Source organism: Streptomyces sp. NPDC001443 (assembly GCF_053597355.1).
Genome location: NZ_JBSFIA010000008.1, coordinates 193,061 through 219,082, shown reverse-complemented (window position 1 = coordinate 219,082; position 26,022 = coordinate 193,061). Strand labels below are relative to the sequence as shown.

The 26,022-nt window shown below is 69.5% G+C and carries 25 protein-coding genes and 3 tRNA genes; 21 read left to right on the top strand and 7 right to left on the bottom strand.

Annotated features, from left to right (window positions below; genetic code table 11):
* Positions 1-8: 8 nt before the first annotated feature.
* Positions 9-683, bottom strand: a complete 675-nt coding sequence (locus ACWC24_RS12435; protein WP_450662745.1) for an HNH endonuclease — start codon at positions 681-683, stop codon at positions 9-11.
* Between the two features lie 1,791 nt (positions 684-2,474).
* Between ACWC24_RS12435 and ACWC24_RS12430 the strand changes: the two genes are divergently transcribed.
* Complete coding sequence (locus tag ACWC24_RS12430; protein WP_450662744.1) at positions 2,475-3,782, top strand: hypothetical protein; 1,308 nt, start codon at positions 2,475-2,477, stop codon at positions 3,780-3,782.
* Positions 3,772-4,326: an NUDIX hydrolase gene (locus ACWC24_RS12425; RefSeq protein ID WP_450662743.1), complete on the top strand. Its 555-nt coding sequence runs from the start codon at positions 3,772-3,774 to the stop codon at positions 4,324-4,326. Before ACWC24_RS12430 ends, ACWC24_RS12425 begins: the two co-directional genes overlap by 11 nt.
* A 149-nt stretch (positions 4,327-4,475) precedes the next feature.
* Here ACWC24_RS12425 and ACWC24_RS12420 read toward each other — a convergent pair whose 3' ends face one another.
* Entirely contained in the window at positions 4,476-4,778 is a 303-nt protein-coding gene (locus ACWC24_RS12420; RefSeq protein ID WP_450662742.1) for a hypothetical protein, read from the bottom strand.
* Between the two features lie 128 nt (positions 4,779-4,906).
* Here ACWC24_RS12420 and ACWC24_RS12415 point away from each other — a divergent pair, with 128 nt between their 5' ends.
* Positions 4,907-5,119 carry a hypothetical protein gene (locus ACWC24_RS12415; RefSeq protein ID WP_152888533.1) on the top strand — a complete coding sequence of 71 codons (213 nt, stop codon included), beginning with the start codon at positions 4,907-4,909 and terminating at the stop codon, positions 5,117-5,119.
* A gap of 87 nt (positions 5,120-5,206) precedes the next feature.
* Here the strand turns inward: ACWC24_RS12415 and ACWC24_RS12410 are convergent, their stop codons facing one another.
* Both ACWC24_RS12410 and ACWC24_RS12405 read right to left on the bottom strand, forming a co-directional pair.
* A complete protein-coding gene (locus tag ACWC24_RS12410) occupies positions 5,207-5,863 on the bottom strand; it encodes an NAD(P)H-binding protein (protein WP_450662741.1) in 657 nt (218 codons plus the stop codon).
* A gap of 110 nt (positions 5,864-5,973) precedes the next feature.
* Positions 5,974-7,296: an amidohydrolase family protein gene (locus ACWC24_RS12405; protein WP_450662740.1), complete on the bottom strand. Its 1,323-nt coding sequence runs from the start codon at positions 7,294-7,296 to the stop codon at positions 5,974-5,976.
* A gap of 391 nt (positions 7,297-7,687) precedes the next feature.
* Between ACWC24_RS12405 and ACWC24_RS12400 the strand changes: the two genes are divergently transcribed.
* The 8 genes from ACWC24_RS12400 to ACWC24_RS12365 all read left to right on the top strand — a co-directional run bounded on the left by ACWC24_RS12400 (position 7,688) and on the right by ACWC24_RS12365 (position 12,756).
* Positions 7,688-7,760, top strand: a tRNA-Thr gene (locus ACWC24_RS12400).
* Positions 7,761-7,806: 46 nt separating this feature from the next.
* A tRNA-Met gene (locus tag ACWC24_RS12395) sits at positions 7,807-7,879 on the top strand.
* A gap of 90 nt (positions 7,880-7,969) precedes the next feature.
* On the top strand, positions 7,970-8,134 hold the full coding sequence (rpmG, locus tag ACWC24_RS12390; protein WP_003948671.1) for a 50S ribosomal protein L33: 165 nt from the start codon (positions 7,970-7,972) through the stop codon (positions 8,132-8,134).
* A gap of 120 nt (positions 8,135-8,254) precedes the next feature.
* Entirely contained in the window at positions 8,255-8,707 is a 453-nt protein-coding gene (locus ACWC24_RS12385) for an FAS1-like dehydratase domain-containing protein (protein WP_450662739.1), read from the top strand.
* 7 nt (positions 8,708-8,714) lie between these two features.
* On the top strand, positions 8,715-9,143 hold the full coding sequence (locus ACWC24_RS12380) for a MaoC family dehydratase (protein ID WP_450662738.1): 429 nt from the start codon (positions 8,715-8,717) through the stop codon (positions 9,141-9,143).
* A gap of 166 nt (positions 9,144-9,309) precedes the next feature.
* Positions 9,310-9,879, top strand: a complete 570-nt coding sequence (locus tag ACWC24_RS12375; protein WP_450662737.1) for a TetR/AcrR family transcriptional regulator — start codon at positions 9,310-9,312, stop codon at positions 9,877-9,879.
* A 147-nt stretch (positions 9,880-10,026) separates the two neighbouring features.
* Entirely contained in the window at positions 10,027-11,514 is a 1,488-nt protein-coding gene (locus tag ACWC24_RS12370) for an MFS transporter (RefSeq protein WP_450662736.1), read from the top strand.
* A 186-nt stretch (positions 11,515-11,700) separates the two neighbouring features.
* On the top strand, positions 11,701-12,756 hold the full coding sequence (locus ACWC24_RS12365) for a UDP-N-acetylmuramate dehydrogenase (RefSeq protein ID WP_450662735.1): 1,056 nt from the start codon (positions 11,701-11,703) through the stop codon (positions 12,754-12,756).
* Positions 12,757-12,806: 50 nt separating this feature from the next.
* On the opposite strand, the gene ACWC24_RS12360 is transcribed toward ACWC24_RS12365, so the two are convergent.
* From ACWC24_RS12360 to ACWC24_RS12350, 3 genes are all read right to left on the bottom strand, one after another.
* Entirely contained in the window at positions 12,807-13,439 is a 633-nt protein-coding gene (locus tag ACWC24_RS12360; RefSeq protein ID WP_450662734.1) for an NAD(P)-dependent oxidoreductase, read from the bottom strand.
* The gene (locus tag ACWC24_RS12355) at positions 13,436-14,566 is read right to left on the bottom strand and encodes an adenosine deaminase (protein WP_450662733.1); all 1,131 of its coding nucleotides are present in this window, start codon (positions 14,564-14,566) and stop codon (positions 13,436-13,438) included. Before ACWC24_RS12355 ends, ACWC24_RS12360 begins: the two co-directional genes overlap by 4 nt.
* A gap of 142 nt (positions 14,567-14,708) precedes the next feature.
* The gene (locus ACWC24_RS12350) at positions 14,709-15,935 is read right to left on the bottom strand and encodes a pyridoxal phosphate-dependent aminotransferase (protein WP_450662732.1); all 1,227 of its coding nucleotides are present in this window, start codon (positions 15,933-15,935) and stop codon (positions 14,709-14,711) included.
* A 282-nt stretch (positions 15,936-16,217) separates the two neighbouring features.
* Between ACWC24_RS12350 and ACWC24_RS12345 the strand changes: the two genes are divergently transcribed.
* From ACWC24_RS12345 to rpoB, 10 genes are all read left to right on the top strand, one after another.
* Positions 16,218-16,290: transfer RNA gene (locus tag ACWC24_RS12345), tRNA-Trp, on the top strand.
* Between the two features lie 110 nt (positions 16,291-16,400).
* Entirely contained in the window at positions 16,401-16,688 is a 288-nt protein-coding gene (gene secE / locus ACWC24_RS12340) for a preprotein translocase subunit SecE (RefSeq protein ID WP_152888556.1), read from the top strand.
* 81 nt (positions 16,689-16,769) lie between these two features.
* Positions 16,770-17,633 carry a transcription termination/antitermination protein NusG gene (nusG, locus tag ACWC24_RS12335; protein WP_450662731.1) on the top strand — a complete coding sequence of 288 codons (864 nt, stop codon included), beginning with the start codon at positions 16,770-16,772 and terminating at the stop codon, positions 17,631-17,633.
* A 43-nt stretch (positions 17,634-17,676) separates the two neighbouring features.
* Complete coding sequence (locus tag ACWC24_RS12330; protein WP_450662730.1) at positions 17,677-18,192, top strand: hypothetical protein; 516 nt, start codon at positions 17,677-17,679, stop codon at positions 18,190-18,192.
* A 111-nt stretch (positions 18,193-18,303) separates the two neighbouring features.
* The gene (rplK, locus tag ACWC24_RS12325; protein ID WP_037627044.1) at positions 18,304-18,738 is read left to right on the top strand and encodes a 50S ribosomal protein L11; all 435 of its coding nucleotides are present in this window, start codon (positions 18,304-18,306) and stop codon (positions 18,736-18,738) included.
* An 87-nt stretch (positions 18,739-18,825) separates the two neighbouring features.
* The gene (rplA, locus tag ACWC24_RS12320) at positions 18,826-19,551 is read left to right on the top strand and encodes a 50S ribosomal protein L1 (protein ID WP_351602437.1); all 726 of its coding nucleotides are present in this window, start codon (positions 18,826-18,828) and stop codon (positions 19,549-19,551) included.
* A gap of 139 nt (positions 19,552-19,690) precedes the next feature.
* Positions 19,691-20,560 (top strand): hypothetical protein, encoded by an 870-nt coding sequence (locus tag ACWC24_RS12315; RefSeq protein ID WP_450662729.1) that lies wholly within the window; start codon positions 19,691-19,693, stop codon positions 20,558-20,560.
* A gap of 327 nt (positions 20,561-20,887) precedes the next feature.
* Entirely contained in the window at positions 20,888-21,418 is a 531-nt protein-coding gene (gene rplJ, locus ACWC24_RS12310) for a 50S ribosomal protein L10 (RefSeq protein WP_351602441.1), read from the top strand.
* A gap of 122 nt (positions 21,419-21,540) precedes the next feature.
* Entirely contained in the window at positions 21,541-21,924 is a 384-nt protein-coding gene (gene rplL / locus ACWC24_RS12305) for a 50S ribosomal protein L7/L12 (RefSeq protein WP_450662769.1), read from the top strand.
* Between the two features lie 609 nt (positions 21,925-22,533).
* Complete coding sequence (gene rpoB, locus ACWC24_RS12300; protein WP_450662728.1) at positions 22,534-26,019, top strand: DNA-directed RNA polymerase subunit beta; 3,486 nt, start codon at positions 22,534-22,536, stop codon at positions 26,017-26,019.
* Positions 26,020-26,022: the final 3 nt, after the last annotated feature.

Genomic DNA, 26,022 nt, shown 5'->3' with positions numbered 1-26,022 from the left:
CCGGACTGCTATTCGGTTTCGAGTCCCTTGATGACCTGGTCGGCGAGAGCGGTCATGACCTGCATGCGTTCGGCGTGGGGCAGCCGGGACCACTCCTGGAACACCTTTTCGGTGTCAGAGGGGGTGCGGCGGCCGGCCTGCATCCAGCCGTAGAGGGTGCGCTTGTCCTTCAGGCTTCCGCGGGATGCGTGGGTGAGCACCTGCTGGGACGTGGGCGGGTCCACAGTGATGTCGCGGGACTCGTCGCCGCAGCGCTGGCACTCGGTGCGGAGATTGTCGTCGTCGTTCGTGCCGCCGCGTTTGACCGGGATGATGTGGCCGATGGTCAGGGCAGCGCTGCGGCCGGGGGCGTCCGGGAACTCCTGGCCGGCGCGGATCCCACAGACCTGGCACATGTGGCCGTCGCGCTCCAGGATGCGCCGGCGCTTGGGTCCAGTGATGTTCTTGCGGATGGTCTTCGGCGGCGTCTCGCCGAGGTCGACCCGCGTCCCCATCTCCCGGATCAGGTACTCGTCCGGCTTGAGGTTCGGGTTGACCTTGTAGTTGTCGATCTTCCAGCCCATCGGCCGGAGGTCCCGCATGCGGCGGTCGGCTTGTGAGATGTCCGGGACTGCTTCGAACAGTTCCAGCTTGCTGAACTTGCTTCCCGCCCCCTTGGAAGCCAGGTACTCGGCGACTCTCATCAGGGACGTTTTACGCAAAGGCGTGCTCATTAGCTATTCCCCTCTCCCTGTCCGGCGCCTCTCGCGGGTGCCGGATGTGGCGATCTTGGCATCCGGCGCAGCTGTCGTCAAGCGCTGGCGCAGCGTTCGGCAACGTTCGGCGCAGCATTTTCTCGTCGAGAGATGCGGGGACGGCTGGCGGCTCTGTGTCGGACCGAGGGAAGGTCGGCATCAGACCCGAAGCGAATCCGCCGTCGGCCGTGCGTAGAGGAGACGTCTGCACCATCTGTGAATCTGCAGTGGAGGCCTGAATGGGGCAGCCTGGGGCACGAAGGCAGGCTGCGCCGCTAGTTCAGGAGCGGTTTGGAGGGGCTGGTGTCGCGGCTTGTGAGGGCATGCCCCTGTGATGGCCGGCTGGATAGTGACGGCAAGGGCCGCCTGGCGCGCTGCAGTTGCCGGGGTGTTGTTCGCTGGCTCAGGCGCAGTCTGGCAGCCTCGGTGGGACACGCATGGCCACGTAGGGCAATCACCCGAAGAACGCTTTCAGGTGCCTCCAGCGCGGCCTCTGCTTCCGCAGCCCTGTCGGCGGCGCGCGGACTTGGCGCGGATTGGCAGCGCATCGAGCCACCGTCTGCCCGAACGGAGCGGAGCGGGACATCGACTTTGAGTAACGGATCTACAACGTTCTTCCGGGTCTGTGGAACGTCATGGCAACGCTGTTTACGGCTCGTCCCGTATCCGTTTGCGGCTCGCCCCGGATCCGCCTGCGGTCCTCGGAGGGTGCGAGCCTGGTCGTGCCTGTTGTCGACGCGCGGCGGCTGGGGCCGGCCGGGGGAGCGGCGCTCCCGCTACCTGCAGGATCATCCGCTGTGCTGCGCTTCGACATTGCAATGCGGTGTTGCAATGCGGGTCTGAGAGGGTAGATAAAACATGCAGCTCAAGCCCACTGTATGGCAACAGTTGTTGCGTGCCCAGTACGTTGCTTTCATGAATCGTAAAGATTGAGCAGGATGCGAAGCGGCTGGCATTTGCGCCACTCTAAGCAGGCATCGGGGCGGTGTGGCCGACGAAAGACGGCCCCCGGTGAGACGGGAGCCGCCCTGACCTAGCCCGTCGGAAGAAGAGAAAGGTCAGAGGTGACACTACCTACTGAGCCGCAAGAATTAACGTCCCCCGCGAATGGTGATGCGCCTCCTGTAGCCGAGGGAAGACTGCGGCGGAGGAAGACGCGGCGCTGCCTTGTACTTGCCGTAGCCGGGCTAGGGGGTACTGCTGCCGCGGCGCTTGTCTCCTTGTGGCCTTCGCTTGGTGCGCCGATCAACACCGCAGCCGCTGTCGTAGGCGCTGGCGTAGCCGCGGTTGCCGTTGTCGGATGGGGGCGGGAGCCATAGAACTGACCCGATTGAGTCGGCGGGCTTCGTCGGAAGCTGGCGCCGCTGCCTGAGGCGTAGGGCGCCAGCAGTCCATCAAGCGCGCTCGGTGGACGAGGCGTGGACGACTGGAGGGCAGTTCGGTCCAGGCACCTGTATCTGTGCAGGTCAGCGGCACTTGCGAAGGGCGTCCCTGAGGGGACTGTAAATCTGCCGGCTTCGCCTTCCCAGGTTCGAATCCTGGCGCCGCCACACTGGGGAAAGCCCCCTTCGATCAGCCTTTACGGCAGGTCGGAGGGGGTTTCTTCGTTTTCGGTCCTGTTCGATGCGGCACCTGCTGAACTGGCTCCTGCATGGACGCCACAGAAAGGGCTGACACATGACCGCGGTCCTCAGCACGGGGTGGGACAGCGTAAAGCAGCGGGCCAGGCTGAGCGCCCAAATGCCCGGGGCCAACGCCCCGGTGGAGCGACTGTCCTCGCTGGAGCGGGCGGAACTGCTCGGGCGGCTGCGTTGGGAAGTCATCCAGGGCGGCTCCCTTTTCCTGACCTACCCCCAACTGCTCGACGGCGCCGTCTTCGCGGCGCTCCGGCCCGCCGCCCTGCTCGACGAGTTGGCCATCCGGGCGATCGGCGGCGGTGCGGTACTGCCGATCCGGGTGAACTCCCGGAACGCGGACCTGGCCGGACAGCTGATCGCGATGCTCTCGACCGGTTTCCTCTTCTCCTCCCTCCCGGTCGCCGACGAACAGTGCCGGCGACTCCAGCGGGAGCTCGCCGTCCGCGCGGACGGCGAGGCCGCGGTCGCGGCCCTCGCCGCGGAGGGGCCCGTCGGCACGGCGGACCGGTTGCTGGCGGAGACCGGTGTCCTCGACGATTCGTTACGGCGGCGCACGGTCGCCCGGTGGCGTGACTGGCTGGAGGCCGCCGAGCGCGGACTGCTGGAGGTCAGCCCCCTGATGCCGGCCGATTACGCGACCGCGTACGCGCTGCGTCCCCCGCCGCGCCCGGAGGCTGCGGCGACCGACGAGGGCCGGGCGGTGCTCGCCGCCTGGACCGGCGGGGAGTTGGACGTGAACGGCCTGCCCAACCGTAGTCGCCTGTACGAGAGCCTCGACCCCCTGCTGCGCTCCGGTGACCCCGCGGCGCAAGTGGACGCACAGACGCTGCGAGAGGCCTTCGACGAGACGTACTACCGAGCCATCGCGGCGAGCGAGGGCTGTCTGCTCGGGCTGACCTCGCCGCGACGCGGCATCCGGCGCCGAGAGGCCGCGGCGCTGGTGGAGCAGACCCCGGTCGTGATCTATCCGACCCGGTTCGAACTGCGGCTCGGCCTGATGAGCGGTGCGCAGTGGCAGCGTTACACGGACGACGCGGCCGACGCCCTGCGCAACTGGTGGCACCACCGTGACCTCGCCGCACTCCAGGAGGTGGGCGATCTGCTCGCGGAGCGTACGAAGGAGCCGCCGGCCGGTGGCGTGCACGAGGTGCCGGTGACCCGTCTCCAGCGGTTCGTGCAGTCCGCAAGAGGGGTCACCACTCAGACGGTTGCGGGCGGCGGCATGAGCCTGGCGACCAGCCTGCTCGGCCAGGGGATGCCCGGGGCGTTCGTCGCCGGCGCCGGTGGAGCGCTGGCGCCGGTCGTCGTCGCGGCCGTATCGGCAGGTGTGTCCCGCCTGACCGACTTCCGGGGGCGGTACGACGTGATAGAGCTCCCTGGAGCGACGGAGGGAGGGCCCGATGGAAACTGAGGCGCCACGCACGCACACCCACAAGGCCTACACGGACGCCGACGGCGGGCGATGGTGCGAGGTCTACCTCGACACCTACCGCCTGCCGTCCGGCGCCGAGGCCGTCCGGCACCGGATCCGCACCGGCGGTGGCCGTACCGGAGTCCTGGTGCTGGCCCGACGAGGCGACGACGTTCTGCTGGTCCGCCAGTGGCGACCGACGATCGGCCGGTGGGCCTGGGAACTTCCGCGCGGCTTCGGCGAGACCGATCCGGCCTCGGACGCGCTGCGCGAACTGGCCGAGGAGGCGGGTCTGGTCGGCTCCGCGGCGGCTGTGGTGGCGTACCTGGACGTCGACTCCGGCATGCTGGAGAGCGAGGTCGCCGTGGTCGAGGTCGCGGTTCCGGACGACGCCCCGCTGCGTCCCGACGCGGCTGGCGACGGCGAGATCGCCGCCGCGCGCTGGTGGAGTCCCGGCGACATCGCACAGGCGATCCGTGCGGGAGAGCTGCGGGACGCCTTCACCCTTGCCGCACTCGGCGCGTCCGACGCGGCCCGCGGCTAGGGCCTGTCCGGCGGATCGAGTCGCAGAGTCGCAGGAAAGCGCCCGTGACCTGCGCGACAGCAGGTCACGGGCCCTTGGCCGGGTGGTCGGCGGGTGAGGCGGCCGGTCGGCGCGGTCGGGTGGTCTTCGGTCCGGTGCCGGCCGTCCGTTCAGCCGGCCTTCCCGTGCCCCTCCAGGGTCTCCTCGGGCTCCGGGCCCGCCGCCCGCCTCACGTCCGCCTCGACGTCGTTGCGCGGTCTGCCCTCGTCCTTCGCGTAGTCGGTCACGGAGGCCTGTACGTCCCGTGCCAGGTCCCGCCAGGCCCGCCAGGCGGTCTCGTACGTGTCGGTCTGCTGCTGCGTCCACGACGCGGTCGTGGGGGCGCCGTAGGTGTCCCGCAGCTGCAGGACCCTCAGATGCGCCTCGTTCGCGGCGCGCTGTTTCTCCACGAGTTCCTCGAAGGTGTCTGCCACGTGCCGGAGCCTAGGTACGCGAGCGGGTTTCCGCGCGTCGGCGCCCACGACCCGCGCGAGCTCCGCCGGTACGGCCGTATTCGCGGAGCAGTTGTGCCGTCAGGACCCGTGCAGGGCACACTGATTCCATGTCCTCCCGCCGCAGAAGCTGCCCCGAGTGCCGTCGCGAGATCGCCGTGGTCGCGGGCCGGTACGCCCGGCACGACCCGCCCGGGGCGCGGGAGAACGGCGCGCTCACCTCATGTCCCGGCTCGCGCCGGGCCGCCTCGCTGGGCGCGGCCCAGCCCACCCTGGACGGATACGCCGTGCCGGAGTTCCCCGGCCAGATGCCGCTGTTCTAGGACGCGAGTGCCCCCTCTTCCGGAACGCGTGCGTGCCGTACGGCCGTTAGAGGGACCGGCACGGTGTGCCCGGTGTGCCCGGTGTGCTCAGTTACCCGCCACCGACTTCACCGCGACCGACACCGGTGTCGACCCGCCGATCAGCTCCAGGACCAGGCCGGCCGTCGCCGGGGTGTCCACCAACTCCGCCAGTACGGCGGCCACGTCGTCCCGGGGCACGGAACCGCGCCCGGTGTGCGCCTCCAGACGGACCACGCCGGTTCCGGCGTCGTCCGTCAGCGCACCGGGGCGCAGGATCGTCCAGTCCAGCCCCTCCAGGTTCTGCACGTGCGCGTCGGCCGCGCCCTTGGCGCGCAGATAGACGTCGAACACGTCGTCGCCCTGGTGGGCCGGGTCCGCTCCCATCGAGGAGACGACCACGAGGCGCCGTACCCTCGCCCGGACCGCCGCTTCCGCGAACAGCACCGCCGCGGCCTTGTCCACCGTGTCCTTGCGGGCCGCGCCGCTGCCCGGACCCGCACCCGCCGCGAACACCGCGGCGTCCGCGCCCTGGAGGTGCGCCGCGACCTCCTCGACCGAGGCCGACTCCAGGTCGAGCAGGACCGGTTCGGCACCGACCTCCCGCAGATCGTCGCCCTGTTCGGCCTTACGGATGATTCCCGCGACCTCTTCCCCGCGCGCGGACAACAGCCGCTCCAGCCGCAGCGCGATCTGACCATGACCACCAGCGATGACAATGCGCATGTCTTCGACCGTACGCCCGGACAGGCGGGTCCGCCGCACGGCCTCGCCCGTGTCGCCCGCACCTGGTGGCGGCGTCGACGACCGCTGTCCAGGTCGACGGCCGCGCTCCCTCAGGACACCCCGCCGCGCCCCTGCCGCGGCAGTCCCGGCTCCACCGCCGCGGCCGGGTTGAAGTACTCCCGGACCGCGCTCGTCCGGGCCACCATCCGTCCCTGGTGCACCACGATCCGGCTGTACGCGGGCGACAGCGCCTCCGTCAGCCGGTTGCCGCGCACGGCCATGAGATCGGCCGGGAAACCCGCCTCCACCCGGACCTCGGGCAGCCCCAGGGCGGCTCGCGCGGACGCGCTCACGGTGTCGTACGCGTCCTCGGGGTGCAGTCCGTGCAGGGAGGCCAGCAGGTAGGCCGCCTCCAGGGGGTCGCCGCGGCCCACGGGGTTCGAGACGTCCCGCAGCGCGCCGCTCCCGGCGGCGACGCGCACGCCGGCCGCGCGCAGCAGCCGTACCGGAGCGGTACCCCGCCGGTCGACACCGCCGCAGCCGCCCTGCGGCAGACACACCACCGTCACCCCGGCCGCCGCCAGCTGGTCCGCGACGCGCGAGACCGCCTCGACGGGCAGCCGGCCGAGACCGCCGCACGGACCGAGGGTCACCCCGGGCCGCAGCCCGGCCGCCATCGCCGCGAGCCGGGCGAGGCGGCCCGGGTCGGCCGCGTCGGTGTGCAGGTCGACCGGGCAGCCGTGCTCCGAGGCGACCTCCAGCACGGCCTCGACATAGCCGGTCGGATCGACGTCCAGGTCCGGGCAGCCGCCCACCACGGAGGCGCCCATCTTCATCGCGTCCCGCAGTACGGCCAGGCCGTCGGCCCCGGCCACCCCGGTCAGCAGCCGCGGCATCGCCACCGTCGTCAGCGCGGTGAGCCCGCGCAGCGAGCGCCGTGCCTGGAGGACGGCGGCCAGCGTGCTCAGCCCCTGGACGTCGCCCACGCGCACGTGCGCCCGCAGCGCGGTGGCTCCGTGCCCCAGTTGCAGCAGGGCGGCCTCCGTCGTCCGGCGCTGGACGTCCCCGGGGTCGTGCGAGACCGGTCCGCCCTCGTCGGCCGTGAGCGCGGTGTCGGCGTGGGCGTGCGGTTCGGCCGGGGCCGGCAGGAGCAGATATCCGTCGAGGTCCACCCGGGCGGCGCACCCACGGGCCGCCTCCGCCGCCAGGCTCCCGGCGGTGCCGACCGCCTCGATACGTCCGCCGCCCAGCCGTACGTCCACGGCCCGGCCGTCCGTGAGCCGCGCCCCGCACAGCAGCAGGGGAGCCGGATCGGCCTGTTCCGGATATCCCGAGCATCCCGGCTGTCCCGAGGACTCCGAGGGCAAAGACGGCGAAGACGATGAAGACGGCGAAGACGGCGAGTGGGGCTGCTGCGGCTGGCTGTCGGGCATCGCGCTCCAAGGACTCGGGGATCGGGGCCGGCTCGGGGCCGCGCACGGACGACTGGGCGCAAGATCACGCAGAGTGGGTCGAGCCTAGGGCGGCCGTCTGCCCGCGCCGGGGAGGAGCGCAATAGTCGTACCGGTGTGGCCCGGACACCGTTCCGCTGTGATCCTGCTTACAGAAAGCCGACGTGAGCGGGGTGGAGGCGAATCGGGAGGGGTGCGTGGAGCCCGTGAACGGAACTGCTGAATCCGCTCCCGCCCCGCTCCGAATCCGTCCCGAACCCCTCCAGGGCCCGCCCCGCGCCCGCCCCGGCACAGGGCTCCGCCCGGGCCCCGCGGGCCGGTGCGGAACGGATTTGGGTGAACGGCGGCGGACCGTGTAATGTCTTCATCGCTCGCCCCAATAGCTCAGTCGGCAGAGCGTCTCCATGGTAAGGAGAAGGTCTACGGTTCGATTCCGTATTGGGGCTCTGGTGGGAGAGGTCCCCGTCGCAAGACGGGGTCCGATCGCATCAAAGCGGTGTAGCTCAGTCGGTAGAGCAAGCGGCTCATAATCGCTGTGTCACCGGTTCAAGTCCGGTCACCGCTACTGACAGTAGCCGATTGTGGGGTCGGTCCTTCGATCGGCTACTCTTTCTTGCGTTAAATAAGTCCTATCCGTTCGTCAAGGAGCACTCACGTGGCTGCCACCGACGTCCGCCCGAAGATCACGCTGGCCTGCGTGGAGTGCAAGGAGCGGAACTACATCACCAAGAAGAACCGGCGTAACAACCCGGACCGACTGGAGATGAAGAAGCACTGCCCGCGTTGCAACGCGCACACCGCGCACCGCGAAACGCGATAAATCAGGCTCGTACACGAGGCCGCCCCCGCAGTCAGGGGGCGGCCTCGTGTCGTTTCGGCGGTCCGTCAGGACACTGCCGATCACAGCAGTCGACAGCACAGCAGCAGGAGGTGCCGGGCCATGGCGCTCGATCAGTCCTTCGTGGGGCGGACCTATCCGCCCACCGAGCCCTACGAGGTGGGGCGGGAGAAGATCCGGGAGTTCGCGGAGGCGGTGGGTGACACCAATCCGGCGTACACGGACCCGGAGGCCGCCAAGGCGTTCGGTCACCCCGATGTGATCGCCCCGCCGACCTTCGTCTTCGCGATCAGCTTCAAGGCCGCGGGCCAGGTCATCGAGGACCCGCAGCTCGGGCTGGACTACAGCCGGGTGGTGCACGGCGACCAGAAGTTCGCCTACACCCGCCCGGTGCGGGCCGGCGACCGGCTGAGCGTCACCTCCACCATCGAGGCGATCAAGTCCCTGGCCGGCAACGACATCCTGGACATCCGTGGCGAGGTCCACGACGAGGCGGGCGAGCACGTCGTGACCACCTGGACCAAGCTGGTGGCCCGTGCGGCCGAGGGGGCGTGAGGAACCGATGACGGCGAAGATCGCTTACGACGACGTCGAGGTCGGCACCGAGCTGCCCGCGCAGACCTTCCCGGTGACCCGCGCCGACCTGGTCCGCTACGCGGGAGCCTCCGGCGACTTCAACCCGATCCACTGGAACGAGAAGTTCGCCAAGGAGGTCGGTCTCCCGGACGTGATCGCTCACGGCATGTTCACCATGGCCGAGGCGATCCGGGTGGTCACCGACTGGACCGGCGACCCGGGCGCGGTCGTCGAGTACGGCGTCCGGTTCACCAAGCCCGTGGTCGTCCCGAACGACGACGAGGGCGCCACCGTGGAGGTCAGTGCCAAGGTCGCGGCCAAGCTCGACGACGACACCGTGCGCGTGGATCTGACGGCCATGTGCGCCGGGCAGAAGGTGCTCGGCATGTCCCGGGCGGTCGTGCGGCTGGCCTGACGGCGGCACGCGTCCGGTGGACGGCAGACGTCCGGTGGACGGCGTACATGCGGCAAGGGGCGCACTCGACAGCGAGGCGCCCCTTACGCATGCGGGGGCGCTGGACATACGGGTCCCGCCAGCGACCCCCTTGACGAAGTTAGTGATTGAGTACTAACTTCGTGTCGTGGTCAGGATGAGTGCAGAAGAGAGGCGCGAGAGCGTCATCCGCGCGGCGACGGCCGAGTTCGCGACGGGCGGCTACTACGGCACGTCGACCGAGGCGATCGCCAAGCGCGTCGGTGTCTCGCAGCCGTATCTCTTCCGGCTCTTCCCGGGCAAGAAGGCGATCTTCCTCGCCGCCGTGGAGCGCTGCACGGCGGACGTGACCCGCACCTTCGCGGAGGCGGGCGAAGGGCTGGAGGGCGACGAGGCACTGCGGGCCATGGCGAACGCCTATACGGCGCTCATCGCCGAGCGGCCCGAACAGCTGCAGATGCAGATGCAGATGTTCGTCACGGTGGCCGCCGCGGAACAGGCCGGCGATCACGAGTTCGGCGAGTCCGTACGGACCGGCTGGATGCGCCTGTGGGACACGGTGCGCCTGTCGCTGGGTGCGGAGATCGAGGAGACGACCACCTTCATGGCGTACGGGATGCTCATCAACTGCCTGGTGGCCATGGGGTTCCCGCCCGAGCACCGGGTGTGGGAAGGGCTCTATCCGGAGGCCCGCCTCAAGGGCCGGCTGGAGAAGTGACGGATGGAGAAGCGCGGGTGGGAAAGCGGCGGGTGGAAGGGGAGGCCGAACGCGGGGCTTTCCCATGGGCGGGAAAGTTAGTTAGCAATAACTAATTTCCAGCACGCCTCGACTGTCAGGAACGAAAAAAGACGCTCTGGGGGAGCGATGTCACAGCAGACCGCGGCACAGCAGACGGCGCACGGCGCACGTCGTGGGGGAACCGTGTGGGCCCTCGTCATCACCAGCGTCGCCGGATTCATGGCGGCCCTCGACAACCTCGTCGTCACGACCGCCCTGCCCTCCATCCGGGAGGACCTCGGGGGCGGGCTGGGCGACCTGGAATGGACCGTGAGCGCCTACACGCTCACCTTCGCCGTCCTGCTGATGTTCGGCGCGGCGCTCGGCGACCGCTTCGGGCGGCGCCGGATGTTCCTGGCCGGACTCGCCGTCTTCACCGCCGCGTCCGCCGCCGCGGCCATGTCGCCCGGCATCGGCTCCCTCATCGCCGCCCGTGCCGTGCAGGGCGTCGGCGCGGCGATCATGATGCCGCTGACGCTGACCCTGCTGACGGCGGCCGTGCCCGCCGCCAAGCGCGGGATGGCGTACGGCATCTGGGGTGCCGTCAACGGGCTCGCCGTCGCCTCCGGACCGCTCATCGGCGGCAGCCTCACCGAGCACATCTCCTGGCACTGGATCTTCTGGCTGAACGTCCCGCTGGGCCTGGCCCTGCTTCCGCTCGCCCGCCTGCGCCTCGCCGAGTCCTACGGCGCCGGCGCCCCGCTCGACGTTCCCGGCACCCTGCTCGCCAGCGGCGGCCTCTTCGGCATCGTCTACGGCCTGGTCCGCGGGCCCTCCGACGGCTGGACCGGCTCCCTCGTCCTGACCGGACTGGTCGCGGGCGGCGTGCTGCTGGCCGGGTTCGTGCTCCACGGCAGCCGTGCCGCGAACCCGATGCTCCCGATGCGGCTGTTCCGCTCCCGCGCCTTCGCCGGGATCAACGCCGCGAGCATGCTGATGTTCCTCGGGATGTTCGGTTCGATCTTCCTGCTCAGCCAGTACATGCAGGGCGTGCTGGGCTACTCGCCCACCGAGGCCGGCCTGAGGATGCTGCCGTGGACCGGCATGCCGATGCTCGTCGCGCCGATCGCCGGGATCCTCTCCGACCGCGTCGGCGGCCGTCCGGTCGTCGCCACCGGCCTCTTCTTCCAGGCCGCCGGCCTCGGCTACCTGGCCTCCGTGGTCACCGCCGACGCCTCCTACGCCGTCCAGCTGCCCGGCCTGATCCTGAGCGGCATCGGGATGGCCCTCTACTTCGCCCCGGCCGCCAACCTGGTGATGTCCAGCGTCCGTCCCAAGGAACAGGGCATCGCCTCCGGCGCCAACAACGCCCTGCGCGAGGTGGGCGGTGCGCTCGGCATCGCCGTCATGGCCTCGATCTTCTCGGCCCAGGGCGGCTACGAGTCCGCCGAGGCCTTCGTCGACGGTCTGCGGCCCGCCCTGGTCACCGGCTCCGGTGTGGTGGTCCTGGCGGGCATCGCGGCGCTGCTGATCCCGGCCGGACGGCGGACGGCTCCGGCGGCGGGTACGGCCGACAGCGCGGCGGACGGCACGACGGCGCGTCCCGTCGAGGCTCTGGAGGCCACCTCGCGCTGAAGACCGACCCGCGAGGGCACGACGACCGCGTACGGTCCCGTCCACGGCGACGGGGCCGTACGCGTGCGTGCCCGGCGGCAGGAGGCACGCACACGTGCGCCGCCGTACGGCCGCGTCGCCGGTGGCATCGGCGGCACCGGTGGCGGGTGGGCCGGGCTGTCGGTGCCGTCTCGTAGTCTTGGGCGCGTGCAGGAACTCCACGACGCCCCCCTCGCCCCGCTGACCACCTTCCGGCTGGGCGGTCCCGCGACCCGGCTGGTCACCGCGACGACCGACGCCGAGGTGATCGAGGCCGTCCGCGAGGCCGACGACAGCGGCACACCGCTGCTGGTCATCGGCGGCGGGTCGAACCTCGTCATCGGCGACAAGGGCTTCGCCGGCACCGCCCTGCGCATCGCCACCCGTGGGTTCGAGCTGCGCGGGACGACGCTGGAGCTGGCCGCGGGCGAGATCTGGACCGACGCGGTCGCCCGCGCGGTGGAAGCCGGGCTCGCCGGGATCGAGTGCCTCGCCGGCATCCCCGGATCGGCGGGCGCGACCCCCATCCAGAACGTGGGGGCGTACGGCCAGGAGGTCTCCTCGACGATCACCGAGGTCATCGCCTACGACCGCCGGGCCGGCGAGACGGTCGCCCTCACGAACGCGGACTGCGCCTTCTCGTACCGGCACAGCCGCTTCAAGGCCGACCCGGAGCGGTATGTCGTACTGCGCGTCCGTTTCGAGCTGGAGGACGCGGACGGACTCTCCGCGCCCCTGCGCTACGCCGAGACCGCCCGCGCGCTGGGCGTGGCGGCAGGCGACCGCGTACCGCTGGCCCGCGCCCGCGAGACCGTGCTGAAGCTGCGCGCGGGCAAGGGCATGGTCCTGGACCCCGAGGACCACGACACCTGGTCCGCCGGGTCCTTCTTCACCAACCCGATCCTCACCGACGCCGACTTCGCCGTGTTCCGGGCGCGGGTGCGCGAGCGCCTGGGCGAGGACGTGGAGGCGCCCGCCTACCCGGCGGGGGAGGGGCACACCAAGACCTCCGCGGCCTGGCTGATCGACAAGGCTGGTTTCACCAAGGGCTACGGCACCGGGCCCGCCCGCATCTCCACCAAGCACACGCTCGCCCTCACCAATCGGGGCACGGCCACCGCCGAGGACCTGCTGGCGCTCGCCCGCGAGGTGATCGCGGGGGTGCGCGAGGCGTTCGGGATCACGCTCGTCAACGAGCCGGTGATGGTGGGAACCGGCCTGTAGACGGCCGCCGGGCAGCCCCGGGTCCGGCTCCGCCCCTCGGTCGGGCGGCCCTAGTACGCCACGCCCACCCCTTGCCCCACCGTCGCCGGGTCCCCGGTCATGGCGAGCATCGCGTGGGCCACGTCCGCGCGGGCGATGAAGCGGCCCCTGGGCGGGAAACCGCCGATCACCGTGCGGTACGAGCCGGTGAGCGGCTTGTCCTGGAGCCGGGGCGGCCGTACGACCGTCCAGTCCGTGGCGCTGCGGGCCAGCTCGGCCTCCATGGCGCGCAGATCGGCGTAGATGTCCTTGAAGACCGCCGAGACCAGGCCTCGCACGATCCGGTCGACGAAGCCCTCGTCCGCGGGCTCGGGTCCGACCGGCCCCGCGCTCACCACGAGCAGCCGCCGGACCGCCTCCGCCTCCATCGCCTCCAGCACGGTCCGGGTCAGCCGGGTCGCCACCCCGGCGTCCTTGCGGCTGCGGGCCCCGAGCCCGGACAGCACCGCGTCCCGGCCGGCCACCGCGGGCCGCAGCGCCTCCGGGTCGGACAGGTCCGTGCGGACCACCTCCAGGCCCGCGCCGGTGACCGTCAGCCGGGCGGGATCCCGGACGACGGCCGTGACCCGGTGCCCCGCCGCCAGCGCCTGGCGGACGATCTCCTGACCGGTTCCTCCGGTGGCACCGAGAACGGTGAGGTTCATGACCATCGGTGAGCTCCAGGGGTCTCAGGGGTCTCAGGAGGTTGAGGGGTCCCGGGATTACTTCCGGCGGTCAGCCAGTCGTCGACCCCCGACAGCAGCCTCGCCTTCACGTCCTGCGGCGCCGCCGAACCCCGTACGGACTGCCGGGCCAGTTCCGCGAGCTCCGCGTCGGTGAAGGCGTGGTGACGGCGGGCGATGTCGTACTGGGCGGCCAGCCTGGAGCCGAACAGCAGCGGGTCGTCGGCCCCCAGCGCCATCGGGACGCCCGCCTCGAACAGGGTGCGCAGCGGGACGTCCTCCGGTTTCTCGTAGACGCCGAGGGCCACGTTCGAGGCCGGGCACACCTCGCAGGTCACCCCGCGGTCGGCGAGCCGCTTCAGCAGCCGCGGGTCCTCCGCCGCGCGCACCCCGTGCCCGATCCGGGTGGCGTCCAGGTCGTCCAGACAGTCGCGTACCGAGGCCGGGCCGGTCAGCTCGCCGCCGTGCGGCGCCGCCAGCAGGCCGCCCTCGCGGGCGATGGCGAACGCGCGGTCGAAGTCCCGGGCCATGCCCCGGCGTTCGTCGTTCGACAGGCCGAATCCGACGATCCCCCGGTCCGCGTAGCGCACCGCCAGGCGGGCCAGCGTGCGAGCGTCCAGCGGGTGTTTCATACGGTTCGCGGCCACCAGGACCCGCATACCGAGCCCGGTCTCCCGCGACGCGGTGTCCACCGCGTCCAGGATGATCTCCAGCGCCGGGATCAGCCCGCCCAGGCGCGGCGCGTACGAGGTCGGGTCGACCTGGATCTCCAGCCAGCCCGAGCCGTCCCGCACGTCCTCCTCGGCCGCCTCCCGGACCAGCCGCTGGATGTCCTCCGGCTGCCGCAGGCACGAGCGGGCCGCGTCGTACAGGCGCTGGAAGCGGAACCAGCCCCGTTCGTCGGTCGCCCGCAGCCTCGGTGGTTCCCCGCTCGTCAGCGCCTCGGTCAGCGCCTCGGGCAGCCGCACCCCGTACTTGTCGGCGAGCTCCAGCACGGTGCCGGGCCGCATCGACCCGGTGAAGTGCAGATGCAGATGGGCTTTCGGCAGCTCAGAGACATCACGTACACACGGGGGGTTCGGGGGGCGCCCCCCTGAAGAGCTCTGCATCCAAAGATCCTGCCGTACGTTCCCGCCGTCCCGGTAGCGGTTTCCCCGATCGTGGTCTTGCTCGCACAAAGGAGCACAAAGGAACAGGGCACCCGGGACCGATGTCCCGGGTGCCCTGCAAGGATTCTCTACGGGCGGGAACTCAGTCCCGCGCCTCGGCCAGCAGCTTCTGGATCCGGCTGACGCCCTCGACGAGGTCCTCGTCACCGAGCGCGTACGACAGCCGCAGATAGCCCGGAGTGCCGAAGGCCTCGCCCGGGACGACCGCGACCTCGGCCTCCTCCAGGATCAGCGCGGCCAGTTCCACGCTGTCCTGCGGGCGCTTGCCGCGGATCTCCTTGCCCAGCAGGGCCTTCACCGACGGGTAGGCGTAGAACGCGCCCTCGGGCTCGGGGCAGAGCACGCCGTCGATCTCGTTCAGCATCCGCACGATCGTCTTGCGGCGCCGGTCGAAGGCCTCGCGCATCTCGGCGACGGCCGACAGGTCGCCGGAGACGGCGGCCAGGGCGGCCACCTGGGCCACGTTGGAGACGTTCGACGTGGCGTGCGACTGGAGGTTGGTGGCCGCCTTGACGACGTCCTTCGGGCCGATGACCCAGCCCACGCGCCAGCCCGTCATGGCGTACGTCTTGGCGACACCGTTGACCACGATGCACTTGTCGGCCAGCTCGGGCACGACCACCGGCAGGGAGTGGAACTCCGCGTCGCCGTAGACGAGGTGCTCGTAGATCTCGTCGGTCAGGACCCACAGGCCCTTCTCGGCGGCCCAGCGGCCGATCTCCTCGATCTGCTCGCGGGTGTAGACCGCGCCGGTCGGGTTGGAGGGGGAGACGAAGAGCAGCACCTTGGTGTTCTCGGTGCGGGCCGCCTCCAGCTGCTCGACCGAGACCCGGTAACCGGTGGTCTCGTCGGCGACGACCTCGACGGGGACACCGCCGGCCAGCCGGATCGACTCCGGGTAGGTGGTCCAGTACGGCGCCGGGACGATGACCTCGTCGCCCGGGTCGAGGATCGCGGCGAACGCCTCGTAGATCGCCTGCTTGCCGCCGTTGGTCACCAGGATCTGGGACGCGTCGACCTCGTAGCCGGAGTCGCGCAGCGTCTTCGCGGCGATGGCGGTCTTCAGCTCGGGCAGGCCGCCGGCCGGCGTGTAGCGGTGGTACTTCGGGTTCTTGCAGGCCTCGACGGCCGCCTCGACGATGTAGCCGGGAGTCGGGAAGTCGGGCTCGCCGGCGCCGAATCCGATCACCGGACGCCCGGCGGCCTTCAGGGCCTTGGCCTTGGCGTCCACGGCGAGGGTGGCGGACTCGGAGATCGCGCCGATGCGGGCGGAGACCCGGCGCTCGGTGGGAGAGGTTGCAGCGCTCATGGACCCCATCGTTTCAGACCGGAAACGCCCCCGGCACGCTGGTTTCACAGACTGAACAGGACCGGGCGCACTCCTGAACACCAGTCCGGAATCCCGCGGTGGCCTGGGTGATCTTCCGTCACCTTTCCGGTGATCTTCCGTTCTCGGCGCTCCCACGGGCGCTTTCTGTTCGACGCCCGGCCCCGGAGCACGTACACTCTCACCTCGTTGGCCTTCAGCGGCCCGCGCTCATCGGGTGCACACCGAGCACCCGTCCGGATGCGGTACGTTGGGGACACACAAAGGGTCGTAGCTCAATTGGTAGAGCACCGGTCTCCAAAACCGGCGGTTGGGGGTTCAAGTCCCTCCGGCCCTGCTACACACACCATTCGCCAGTGATGTGTGCGCATGTACGTACAGAAATGCACCGCCGTGCGGCTCAGACCGGGCGCGGCACGGCCACGACCCGGAATCAGGTGAGGACGAATGGCGGACGCCGTGGGCTCCATCGACATGCCTGATGCCCAGGACGAGGCGCTGGAGTCCAAGAAGAAGCCCCGCAAGGGCGGCAAGCGCGCCAAGAAGGGCCCGCTGAAGCGACTCGCCCTCTTCTACCGGCAGATCGTCGCAGAGCTGCGCAAGGTCGTCTGGCCGACGCGCAACCAGCTGACGTCGTACACCACCGTGGTGATCTTCTTCGTTGCGATCATGATCGCTCTGGTCACCGTGATTGACTATGGGCTCAGCCATGGAGCCAAGTACGTCTTCGGCTGAGCCGACCAGCGAAGGGCGCCGCGGTTACCGGCGTCCCTTTCGCGCGTTCCACCCCTATGTATCCAGGAAGAAGCAGCCACAGTGCCTGACGCCAACCTGAACGACGACGCCATCGAGCCGGACGAGTCCGTGGACGACGAGCTCGACATCGTCGAGGGCGCGGACGAGCAGGACGAGTTCGAGGCTGCGGAAGCCGAGACGGACGAGCCGGCCGAGGAGGCCGCGCTGCACGCCCTGGACGAGTCCGAGGAGGACGAGTCCGACGCGGACGAGGACGACTCCGAGGAAGCCGCGCAGGACGAGGCCGCCGAGGAAGAGGCCGAGCCCGTCGACCCCGTCGAGGCCCTCCGCCAGGAGCTGCGCACCCTGCCCGGCGAGTGGTACGTGATCCACACCTACGCCGGCTACGAGAACCGCGTGAAGACCAACCTGGAGCAGCGCGCCGTCTCGCTGAACGTCGAGGACTACATCTTCCAGGCCGAGGTGCCGCAGGAAGAGGTCGTCCAGATCAAGAACGGCGACCGCAAGACCATCCGCCAGAACAAGCTCCCCGGCTATGTGCTGGTGCGCATGGACCTGACGAACGAGTCCTGGGGCGTCGTCCGCAACACCCCCGGTGTCACCGGCTTCGTGGGCAACGCCTACGACCCGTACCCGCTGACCCTGGACGAGATCGTCAAGATGCTCGCCCCGGAGGCCGAGGAGAAGGCCGCCCGCGAGGCCGCCGAGGCCGAGGGCAAGCCGGCGCCGCAGCGCAAGGTCGAGGTCCAGGTCCTGGACTTCGAGGTCGGCGACTCGGTCACCGTCACCGACGGTCCGTTCGCCACGCTCCAGGCGACCATCAACGAGATCAACCCCGACTCCAAGAAGGTCAAGGGCCTGGTGGAGATCTTCGGCCGCGAGACGCCGGTCGAGCTCTCCTTCGACCAGATCCAGAAGAACTGAACCGTCCTCGAAGAACACCGATCGGGATCGGGGGATCCAGGTCTTGACGAGTGACATAGCGGCCGAGGGCGCCTCGGACAGTGCGGCACAGCCCGCGCGGTCCGGGCGCCCTCGGCCCTTTCTGGTGGCCGGTGTGTACCTGCTGCTGGGCGCCGCGCTGCTCGCCTGCGCGGCCTGGGTGGGAGTCACGCAGTGGACGCGGATCACGTCCGTCCAGAAGGACGGTGTGCGCGCGGTCGGGGTCTTCCACGACGACGGCGCGGAGAACTGCTGGCGGCACCGCTGCTGGGCCGAGATCGAGGTCGACGGGCGGAAGGTGGAGGCGGAACTGCCGCCGCTGACTTACACCAAGGTGCATCACCACGAGGTCCGGGACGGCCGGTCCATCGTCGTCCGGTACCTGCCCTCGGACCCGACGACGGCCGTGGAGGACCAGGGGCTGGGCCAGGTCGGCCAAGTGGTCTCGGTCATCGGGATGTTCGGTGGGATCTTCCTGGTCGTGGGGCTGGTGAGGGCGGTGCTCGTGGTGCGGCGCCGCACCCCCGCGGAACCCGCCTGACCAGCTCGATTTCTTGTGCCGGGTGGCCATCGGCTACCGTAGTGCGGTATGCCTCCATCCGGATTAAGCGGACGGAGGCTGAAAACTCTCACTAGGACCCGGAGAGAGCACATGCCTCCCAAGAAGAAGAAGGTCACGGGGCTTATCAAGCTCCAGATCAACGCCGGCGCGGCGAACCCGGCTCCGCCGGTCGGCCCCGCGCTCGGTCAGCACGGCGTCAACATCATGGAGTTCTGCAAGGCCTACAACGCCGCGACCGAGTCGCAGCGTGGCTGGGTCATCCCGGTGGAGATCACGGTCTACGAGGACCGTTCCTTCACCTTCGTGACCAAGACTCCGCCGGCCGCGAAGATGATCCTCAAGGCCGCGGGTGTCGAGAAGGGCTCCGGCGAGCCGCACAAGACCAAGGTCGCCAAGATCACCGAGGCGCAGGTCCGCGAGATCGCCACGACCAAGATGCCCGACCTCAACGCCAACGACCTGGACGCCGCCGCGAAGATCATCGCCGGCACCGCCCGTTCCATGGGCATCACGGTCGAAGGCTGAACCCCAGCCCCGTAGCACCTTCGTAGAACCGTGGCGGGGCCTGCTCGGCCCGTAACCACGACTCCTCAAGAACACACAGGAGCAGTAGTGAGCAAGCGCAGCAAGTCTCTCCGCGCTGCGGACGCCAAGATCGACCGGGACAAGCTCTACGCCCCCCTCGAGGCCGTCCGTCTCGCCAAGGAGACCTCCACCAGCAAGTTCGACGGCACCGTCGAGGTCGCCTTCCGCCTGGGTGTCGACCCGCGCAAGGCCGACCAGATGGTCCGTGGCACCGTGAACCTGCCGCACGGCACCGGCAAGACCGCCCGGGTCCTGGTCTTCGCGACCGGTGACCGTGCTGCGGCCGCAGAGGCTGCGGGCGCCGACATCGTCGGCTCCGACGAACTGATCGACGAGGTCGCGAAGGGCCGTCTGGACTTCGACGCCGTCGTCGCCACCCCTGACCTCATGGGCAAGGTCGGCCGCCTCGGCCGCGTCCTCGGCCCCCGTGGTCTCATGCCGAACCCCAAGACCGGCACCGTCACCCCGGACGTCGTCAAGGCTGTCAACGACATCAAGGGCGGCAAGATCGAGTTCCGCGTCGACAAGCACTCGAACCTGCACTTCATCATCGGCAAGGTGTCCTTCGACGACGCCAAGCTGGTGGAGAACTACGGTGCCGCGCTCGACGAGATCCTTCGTCTGAAGCCGTCGGCCGCCAAGGGTCGCTACGTCAAGAAGGCCGCGATCAGCACCACGATCGGCCCCGGCATCCCGGTCGACCCGAACCGCACCCGCAACCTCCTCGTCGAGGAGGACCCGGCGGCGGTCTGAGCCTGAGGCTCACCCCAGTCGGTCACGGGCCCCGCACCTCTTCCAGGTGCGGGGCCCGTCCCTGTTTCCGTGCGCACCCGTGCCCTTTCCGCGGCGCCGGGTTAGCGTGAAGATCACGGGGGCCACGAGGGGGGTACGGATGAGGGACAGACTCGTCGGGCGCGGTGTCCTCCCGTTGCTTCTCGCGGCCGTGCTGACCGCCCTCACGGGCTGCACCGCCGACCGTGACGGCGACTCGCGGCCCGCGGAGTCCGACAGCGCCCCGCACCGCCCCGACGCCCGTACGGCGGCCGCGCTGCGCGCCGTGGAGACGGCCACCGTCCGGGCCGGCTCCGCGCGGATCACCTCGGCCACGGTGATGGGCGCCATGCTCTCCACCCGGACCGAGGGCGCCCTGGACTGGGCCGGCGACTCCACCGGCACCCTGCGCATCACGTACACCGGCGGCGAACTGGCCGCGACCATGCGCCGGCTGGGCACCACCACGATGGAGGCCCGGCTGCTGCCCGACGCGTACTACGCGCAGGTCGGCACCCGGTTCGCGCGGCAGATGGGCGGCCGGCACTGGATCAGGTACGACTACGAGGACCTGGACGCCCTGCCCGGCGACTCGGGCAGATATCTGAAGGACCAGCTCCGCAACACCGCCCCCGTCCCGCCCATCAGGCTCCTGCTGGCCTCGGGGAACGTCCGCGCGGCCGGGGAGGAGACGGTGGACGGCGTGCGCACCCGGCACTACACGGGCACGGTGGAGGTGGCCGCTCTCACCGACCGCGCGCTGCGCGAGCAGCTCACCGCGGCCGGGGTCACCGGCGAGACCCTGGACATCTGGGTCGACGACCGCGACCTGCTGGTGAAGAAGGTGGAGGAGGCGCGGATGTCGACGGGCCTGATGACCCAGACCGCCCACTACCGCGACTACGGCGTACGGCTCTCGGTACGGCGGCCGCCGGCCGCGGACACCCGGGACTTCGAGGACCTGGTGAAGCAGCAGAGGACCACCCCCTGAACGCGCGGTCCCAGGGCGGCTCCGGGGCGGCTCCCGGCCGGGCGTGAGCCCCGTACGGGCGGATTTGCCTGACGGTGGCCCGCTCACGTACTCTCTTGCCGAAGCCAAAGACCGCTGGTCGTTGCCGTGTGCTCGTGAGAGGGCGCGGTGACCGAAGGATCCGCTGACAGTGGACGACCCGCGCAGGTGACCGTGGAAATGCTCCCGGAGTTCATGGTTCGCGCCATGTACGCCCGGTCGAGCTACGCCCCGTGCGCCTGCGCCGGGGCGTTTCGTCTGTTCAGCCCCTTCTGAGCGGTCCTCATCACCCGGAAGGAGGCCACGCTCATGGCAAGGCCCGACAAGGCTGCCGCGGTAGCCGAGCTCGCGGACCAGTTCCGCAGCTCGAACGCTGCTGTGCTGACCGAGTACCGGGGTCTCACCGTGGCGCAGCTCAAGACGCTGCGCCGTTCGCTCGGTGAAGACGCCCAGTACGCCGTGGTGAAGAACACGCTGACCAAGATTGCGGCCAACGAGGCCGGGATCGACACGCTCGACGACCTGTTCAACGGTCCGACGGCGGTCGCCTTCATCACCGGTGACCCGGTGACGTCGGCGAAGGGTCTTCGTGACTTCGCCAAGGACAACCCGAACCTCGTCATCAAGGGCGGTGTCCTTGACGGCAAGGCGCTGTCCGCCGACGAGATCAAGAAGCTTGCGGACCTCGAGTCCCGCGAGGTTCTGCTCGCCAAGCTGGCGGGCGCCATGAAGGGCAAGCAGACGCAGGCTGCACAGCTCTTCCAGGCGCTTCCCTCGAAGCTCGTCCGCACCGTGGACGCGCTCCGTGCCAAGGTCGACGAGCAGGGCGGTGCCGAGTAACTCGGCTCGCGAAATGACCGCCGCCTTAAGGCTCCCCGCCGGGGGCGGAGGTCGTAGCGGGCCGAACGTACGCCCGCCATACATGTACATCCGGCACCAGCCGATTTAGTGGAAGGAAAGCCATCATGGCTCTCACCCAGGACGAACTGCTCGCCGAGTTCGAGGGCATGACCCTCATCCAGCTCTCCGAGTTCGTGAAGGCGTTCGAGGAGAAGTTCGACGTCACCGCCGCCGCCGCGACCGTCGTCGCCGGCCCGGCCGGTCCGGCCGCCGCCGCCGAGGCCGAGGAGGAGAAGGACGAGTTCGACGTCATCCTCACCGGTGCGGGCGACAAGAAGATCCAGGTCATCAAGGTCGTGCGCGAGCTGACCTCCCTGGGTCTGAAGGAGGCCAAGGACCTCGTGGACGGCGCCCCGAAGCCCGTCCTCGAGAAGGTCGCCAAGGACGCCGCCGAGAAGGCCGCCGAGTCCCTCAAGGGCGCCGGCGCCTCCGTCGAGGTCAAGTAACACCCCGAGGTCCCCTGGACCTCGTCTGCACGCTGATTACGGCCTTCTGAGGCTGTAACGCGAACGCACCGAAGAGCGATCATCCATCTGGGTGGTCGCTCTTCGGCGTTCGAGGGGCCGGGTGGCGGCCTCCTTGCACCGGGGAGCCCGGCGAGTATGGTGATCTTCATCGTGCCTGCGAAACCCCCGGTGACAGGCGGCAAGTGACGAGCGCGGCAGCTGGTTCGGGCCAGGGGGCCTTGACGAACCGCACGCAGCGCGCAATTCTCAGGACGCGTCGTCACAACGATCCGAATCCGAGGCATGGATCGACGGCGTGGAGGGCAGTATCAACGTGCATTGAGGGCGTGGGCTTGCAGCAGGTGTCGAGGACGACGAGGGTCTCGAAAAACCCGCACTGGACATCAGTGTGCCAAGTGGCTACACTGTCCCTTTGCGCTGCCTGTTAGCTGTCCCCTGCCCGTCACCAGGGGCATGCCTTCACTCGAGCATCGATGACCGGAACTCCCTGACCTGGCCTTTTAGCCGGATCGGGAACCTCCTGTCCTGATGCGTGAGCGAGGGACCGGTACGCGCGTAGTGAGTCCGAGCCCTCGGAAGGACCCCCTCTTGGCCGCCTCGCGCACTGCCTCGACCGCGAATACGAACAACGCTGCCAGCACCGCCCCGCTGCGCATCTCCTTTGCAAAGATCAAGGAGCCTCTCGAGGTTCCGAACCTGCTCGCGCTGCAGACCGAGAGCTTCGACTGGCTGCTCGGCAACACCGCTTGGCAGAGTCGGGTCGAGGAGGCTCTGGAGAGCGGTCAGGACGTCCCCACCAAGTCCGGTCTGGAGGAGATCTTCGAGGAGATCTCCCCGATCGAGGACTTCTCCGGGTCGATGTCCCTGACCTTCCGCGATCACCGTTTCGAACCGCCGAAGAACAGCATCGACGAGTGCAAGGACCGTGACTTCACGTACGCGGCCCCGCTCTTCGTCACGGCTGAGTTCACCAACAACGAGACCGGCGAGATCAAGTCCCAGACGGTCTTCATGGGCGACTTCCCGCTCATGACCAACAAGGGCACCTTCGTCATCAACGGCACCGAGCGTGTCGTGGTGTCGCAGCTGGTCCGTTCGCCGGGTGTCTACTTCGACTCCTCCATCGACAAGACGTCCGACAAGGACATCTTCTCCGCCAAGATCATCCCGTCCCGGGGTGCCTGGCTGGAGATGGAGATCGACAAGCGCGACATGGTCGGTGTGCGTATCGACCGCAAGCGCAAGCAGTCCGTCACCGTCCTCCTGAAGGCTCTCGGCTGGACCACCGAGCAGATCCTCGAGGAGTTCGGCGAGTACGAGTCCATGCGCGCCACCCTGGAGAAGGACCACACCCAGGGCCAGGACGACGCGCTGCTCGACATCTACCGCAAGCTGCGTCCGGGCGAGCCCCCCACGCGTGAGGCCGCGCAGACGCTGCTCGAGAACCTGTACTTCAACCCCAAGCGCTACGACCTGGCCAAGGTCGGCCGCTACAAGGTCAACAAGAAGCTGGGTGCGGAGGCTCCGCTCGACGCGGGCGTCCTGACCGTCGAGGACGTCATCTCGACGATCAAGTACCTGGTGAAGCTGCACGCGGGCGAGACCGAGACGGTCGCCGACAGCGGCCAGTCGATCGTCGTCGAGACCGACGACATCGACCACTTCGGCAACCGTCGTCTGCGCAGCGTCGGCGAGCTCATCCAGAACCAGGTCCGTACGGGTCTGGCGCGTATGGAGCGCGTCGTGCGCGAGCGCATGACGACCCAGGACGTCGAGGCGATCACGCCGCAGACCCTGATCAACATCCGGCCGGTCGTCGCCTCCATCAAGGAGTTCTTCGGCACCAGCCAGCTGTCGCAGTTCATGGACCAGAACAACCCGCTGTCGGGTCTCACCCACAAGCGCCGTCTGTCGGCCCTTGGTCCGGGTGGTCTCTCCCGTGAGCGGGCCGGCTTCGAGGTCCGTGACGTGCACCCCTCGCACTACGGCCGCATGTGCCCGATCGAGACCCCCGAAGGCCCGAACATCGGTCTGATCGGCTCGCTCGCCTCCTACGGCCGCGTCAACGCGTTCGGCTTCGTGGAGACGCCGTACCGCAAGGTCGTCGACGGTGTCGTCACCGACGAGGTCGACTACCTGACGGCCGACGAGGAGGACCGCTTCGTCATCGCGCAGGCCAACGCCACGCTCGACGACGACCTGCGTTTCACCGAGAACCGCGTCCTGGTCCGCCGCCGTGGCGGCGAGGTCGACTACGTCCCCGGTGACGACGTCGACTACATGGACGTCTCGCCGCGCCAGATGGTGTCGGTCGCGACCGCCATGATCCCGTTCCTCGAGCACGACGACGCCAACCGTGCCCTCATGGGCGCGAACATGATGCGTCAGGCCGTGCCCCTCATCAAGTCCGAGGCTCCGCTCGTCGGCACCGGCATGGAGTACCGCTCCGCCGTCGACGCCGGCGACGTGGTCAAGGCCGAGAAGGCGGGTGTCGTCCAGGAGGTCTCCGCGGACTACATCACCACCGCCAACGACGACGGCACGTACATCACGTACCGCCTGGCCAAGTTCGCCCGCTCCAACCAGGGCACCTCGGTCAACCAGAAGGTCATCGTCAACGAGGGCGACCGGATCATCGAGGGCCAGGTCCTGGCCGACGGTCCGGCCACCGAGAACGGCGAGATGGCCCTGGGCAAGAACCTGCTCGTGGCGTTCATGCCGTGGGAGGGTCACAACTACGAGGACGCGATCATCCTGTCGCAGCGCCTCGTGCAGGACGACGTCCTCTCCTCGATCCACATCGAGGAGCACGAGGTCGACGCCCGTGACACCAAGCTCGGCCCCGAGGAGATCACCCGGGACATCCCGAACGTCTCCGAGGAGGTCCTCGCCGACCTCGACGAGCGCGGCATCATCCGGATCGGTGCCGAGGTCGTCGCCGGCGACATCCTCGTCGGCAAGGTCACGCCCAAGGGTGAGACCGAGCTGACGCCGGAGGAGCGCCTGCTGCGCGCGATCTTCGGTGAGAAGGCCCGTGAGGTCCGTGACACCTCGCTGAAGGTCCCGCACGGCGAGATCGGCAAGGTCATCGGCGTCCGCGTCTTCGACCGCGAAGAGGGCGACGAGCTGCCGCCGGGCGTGAACCAGCTGGTCCGCGTCTACGTCGCGCAGAAGCGCAAGATCACCGATGGTGACAAGCTGGCCGGCCGTCACGGCAACAAGGGTGTCATCTCCAAGATCCTGCCGATCGAGGACATGCCGTTCCTGGAGGACGGCACCGCGGTCGACATCATCCTCAACCCGCTCGGTGTCCCGTCCCGAATGAACCCGGGACAGGTGCTGGAGATCCACCTCGGCTGGCTCGCCAGCCGCGGCTGGGACGTCTCCGGTCTCGCCGACGAGTGGGCCCAGCGTCTTCAGGTCATCGGCGCCGACCAGGTCGCCCCGGGCACCAACGTCGCCACCCCGGTGTTCGACGGTGCGCGCGAGGACGAGCTCGCGGGTCTGCTCCAGCACACCATCCCGAACCGCGACGGCGAGCGCATGGTGCTCCCGACCGGCAAGGCGCGCCTGTTCGACGGCCGCTCCGGCGAGCCGTTCCCGGACCCGATCTCGGTCGGGTACATGTACATCCTCAAGCTGCACCACCTGGTCGACGACAAGCTGCACGCCCGGTCGACCGGTCCGTACTCGATGATCACCCAGCAGCCGCTGGGTGGTAAGGCCCAGTTCGGTGGCCAGCGCTTCGGTGAGATGGAGGTGTGGGCGCTGGAGGCTTACGGCGCCGCGTACGCCCTCCAGGAGCTGCTGACCATCAAGTCCGACGACGTCACCGGCCGCGTGAAGGTCTACGAGGCCATCGTCAAGGGCGAGAACATCCCCGAGCCCGGCATCCCCGAGTCCTTCAAGGTGCTCATCAAGGAGATGCAGTCCCTGTGCCTCAACGTGGAGGTGCTGTCCTCGGACGGCATGTCCATCGAGATGCGCGACACCGACGAGGACGTCTTCCGCGCGGCGGAGGAGCTTGGCATCGACCTGTCCCGGCGCGAGCCGAGCAGCGTCGAAGAGGTCTGACGG

Bases quoted from the DNA above. Each gene is read 5' to 3' on its own strand.
- ACWC24_RS12435 (WP_450662745.1), bottom strand. From the start codon at position 683: ATGAGAGTCGCCGAGTACCTGGCTTCCAAGGGGGCGGGAAGCAAGTTC.
- ACWC24_RS12430 (WP_450662744.1), top strand. From the start codon at position 2,475: ATGCCCGGGGCCAACGCCCCGGTGGAGCGACTGTCCTCGCTGGAGCGG.
- ACWC24_RS12425 (WP_450662743.1), top strand. From the start codon at position 3,772: ATGGAAACTGAGGCGCCACGCACGCACACCCACAAGGCCTACACGGAC.
- ACWC24_RS12415 (WP_152888533.1), top strand. From the start codon at position 4,907: ATGTCCTCCCGCCGCAGAAGCTGCCCCGAGTGCCGTCGCGAGATCGCC.
- ACWC24_RS12410 (WP_450662741.1), bottom strand. From the start codon at position 5,863: ATGCGCATTGTCATCGCTGGTGGTCATGGTCAGATCGCGCTGCGGCTG.
- ACWC24_RS12405 (WP_450662740.1), bottom strand. From the start codon at position 7,296: ATGCCCGACAGCCAGCCGCAGCAGCCCCACTCGCCGTCTTCGCCGTCT.
- ACWC24_RS12385 (WP_450662739.1), top strand. From the start codon at position 8,255: ATGGCGCTCGATCAGTCCTTCGTGGGGCGGACCTATCCGCCCACCGAG.
- ACWC24_RS12380 (WP_450662738.1), top strand. From the start codon at position 8,715: ATGACGGCGAAGATCGCTTACGACGACGTCGAGGTCGGCACCGAGCTG.
- ACWC24_RS12370 (WP_450662736.1), top strand. From the start codon at position 10,027: ATGTCACAGCAGACCGCGGCACAGCAGACGGCGCACGGCGCACGTCGT.
- ACWC24_RS12360 (WP_450662734.1), bottom strand. From the start codon at position 13,439: ATGAACCTCACCGTTCTCGGTGCCACCGGAGGAACCGGTCAGGAGATC.
- ACWC24_RS12355 (WP_450662733.1), bottom strand. From the start codon at position 14,566: ATGCAGAGCTCTTCAGGGGGGCGCCCCCCGAACCCCCCGTGTGTACGT.
- ACWC24_RS12350 (WP_450662732.1), bottom strand. From the start codon at position 15,935: ATGAGCGCTGCAACCTCTCCCACCGAGCGCCGGGTCTCCGCCCGCATC.
- secE (WP_152888556.1), top strand. From the start codon at position 16,401: ATGGCGGACGCCGTGGGCTCCATCGACATGCCTGATGCCCAGGACGAG.
- rplK (WP_037627044.1), top strand. From the start codon at position 18,304: ATGCCTCCCAAGAAGAAGAAGGTCACGGGGCTTATCAAGCTCCAGATC.
- ACWC24_RS12315 (WP_450662729.1), top strand. From the start codon at position 19,691: ATGAGGGACAGACTCGTCGGGCGCGGTGTCCTCCCGTTGCTTCTCGCG.
- rplJ (WP_351602441.1), top strand. From the start codon at position 20,888: ATGGCAAGGCCCGACAAGGCTGCCGCGGTAGCCGAGCTCGCGGACCAG.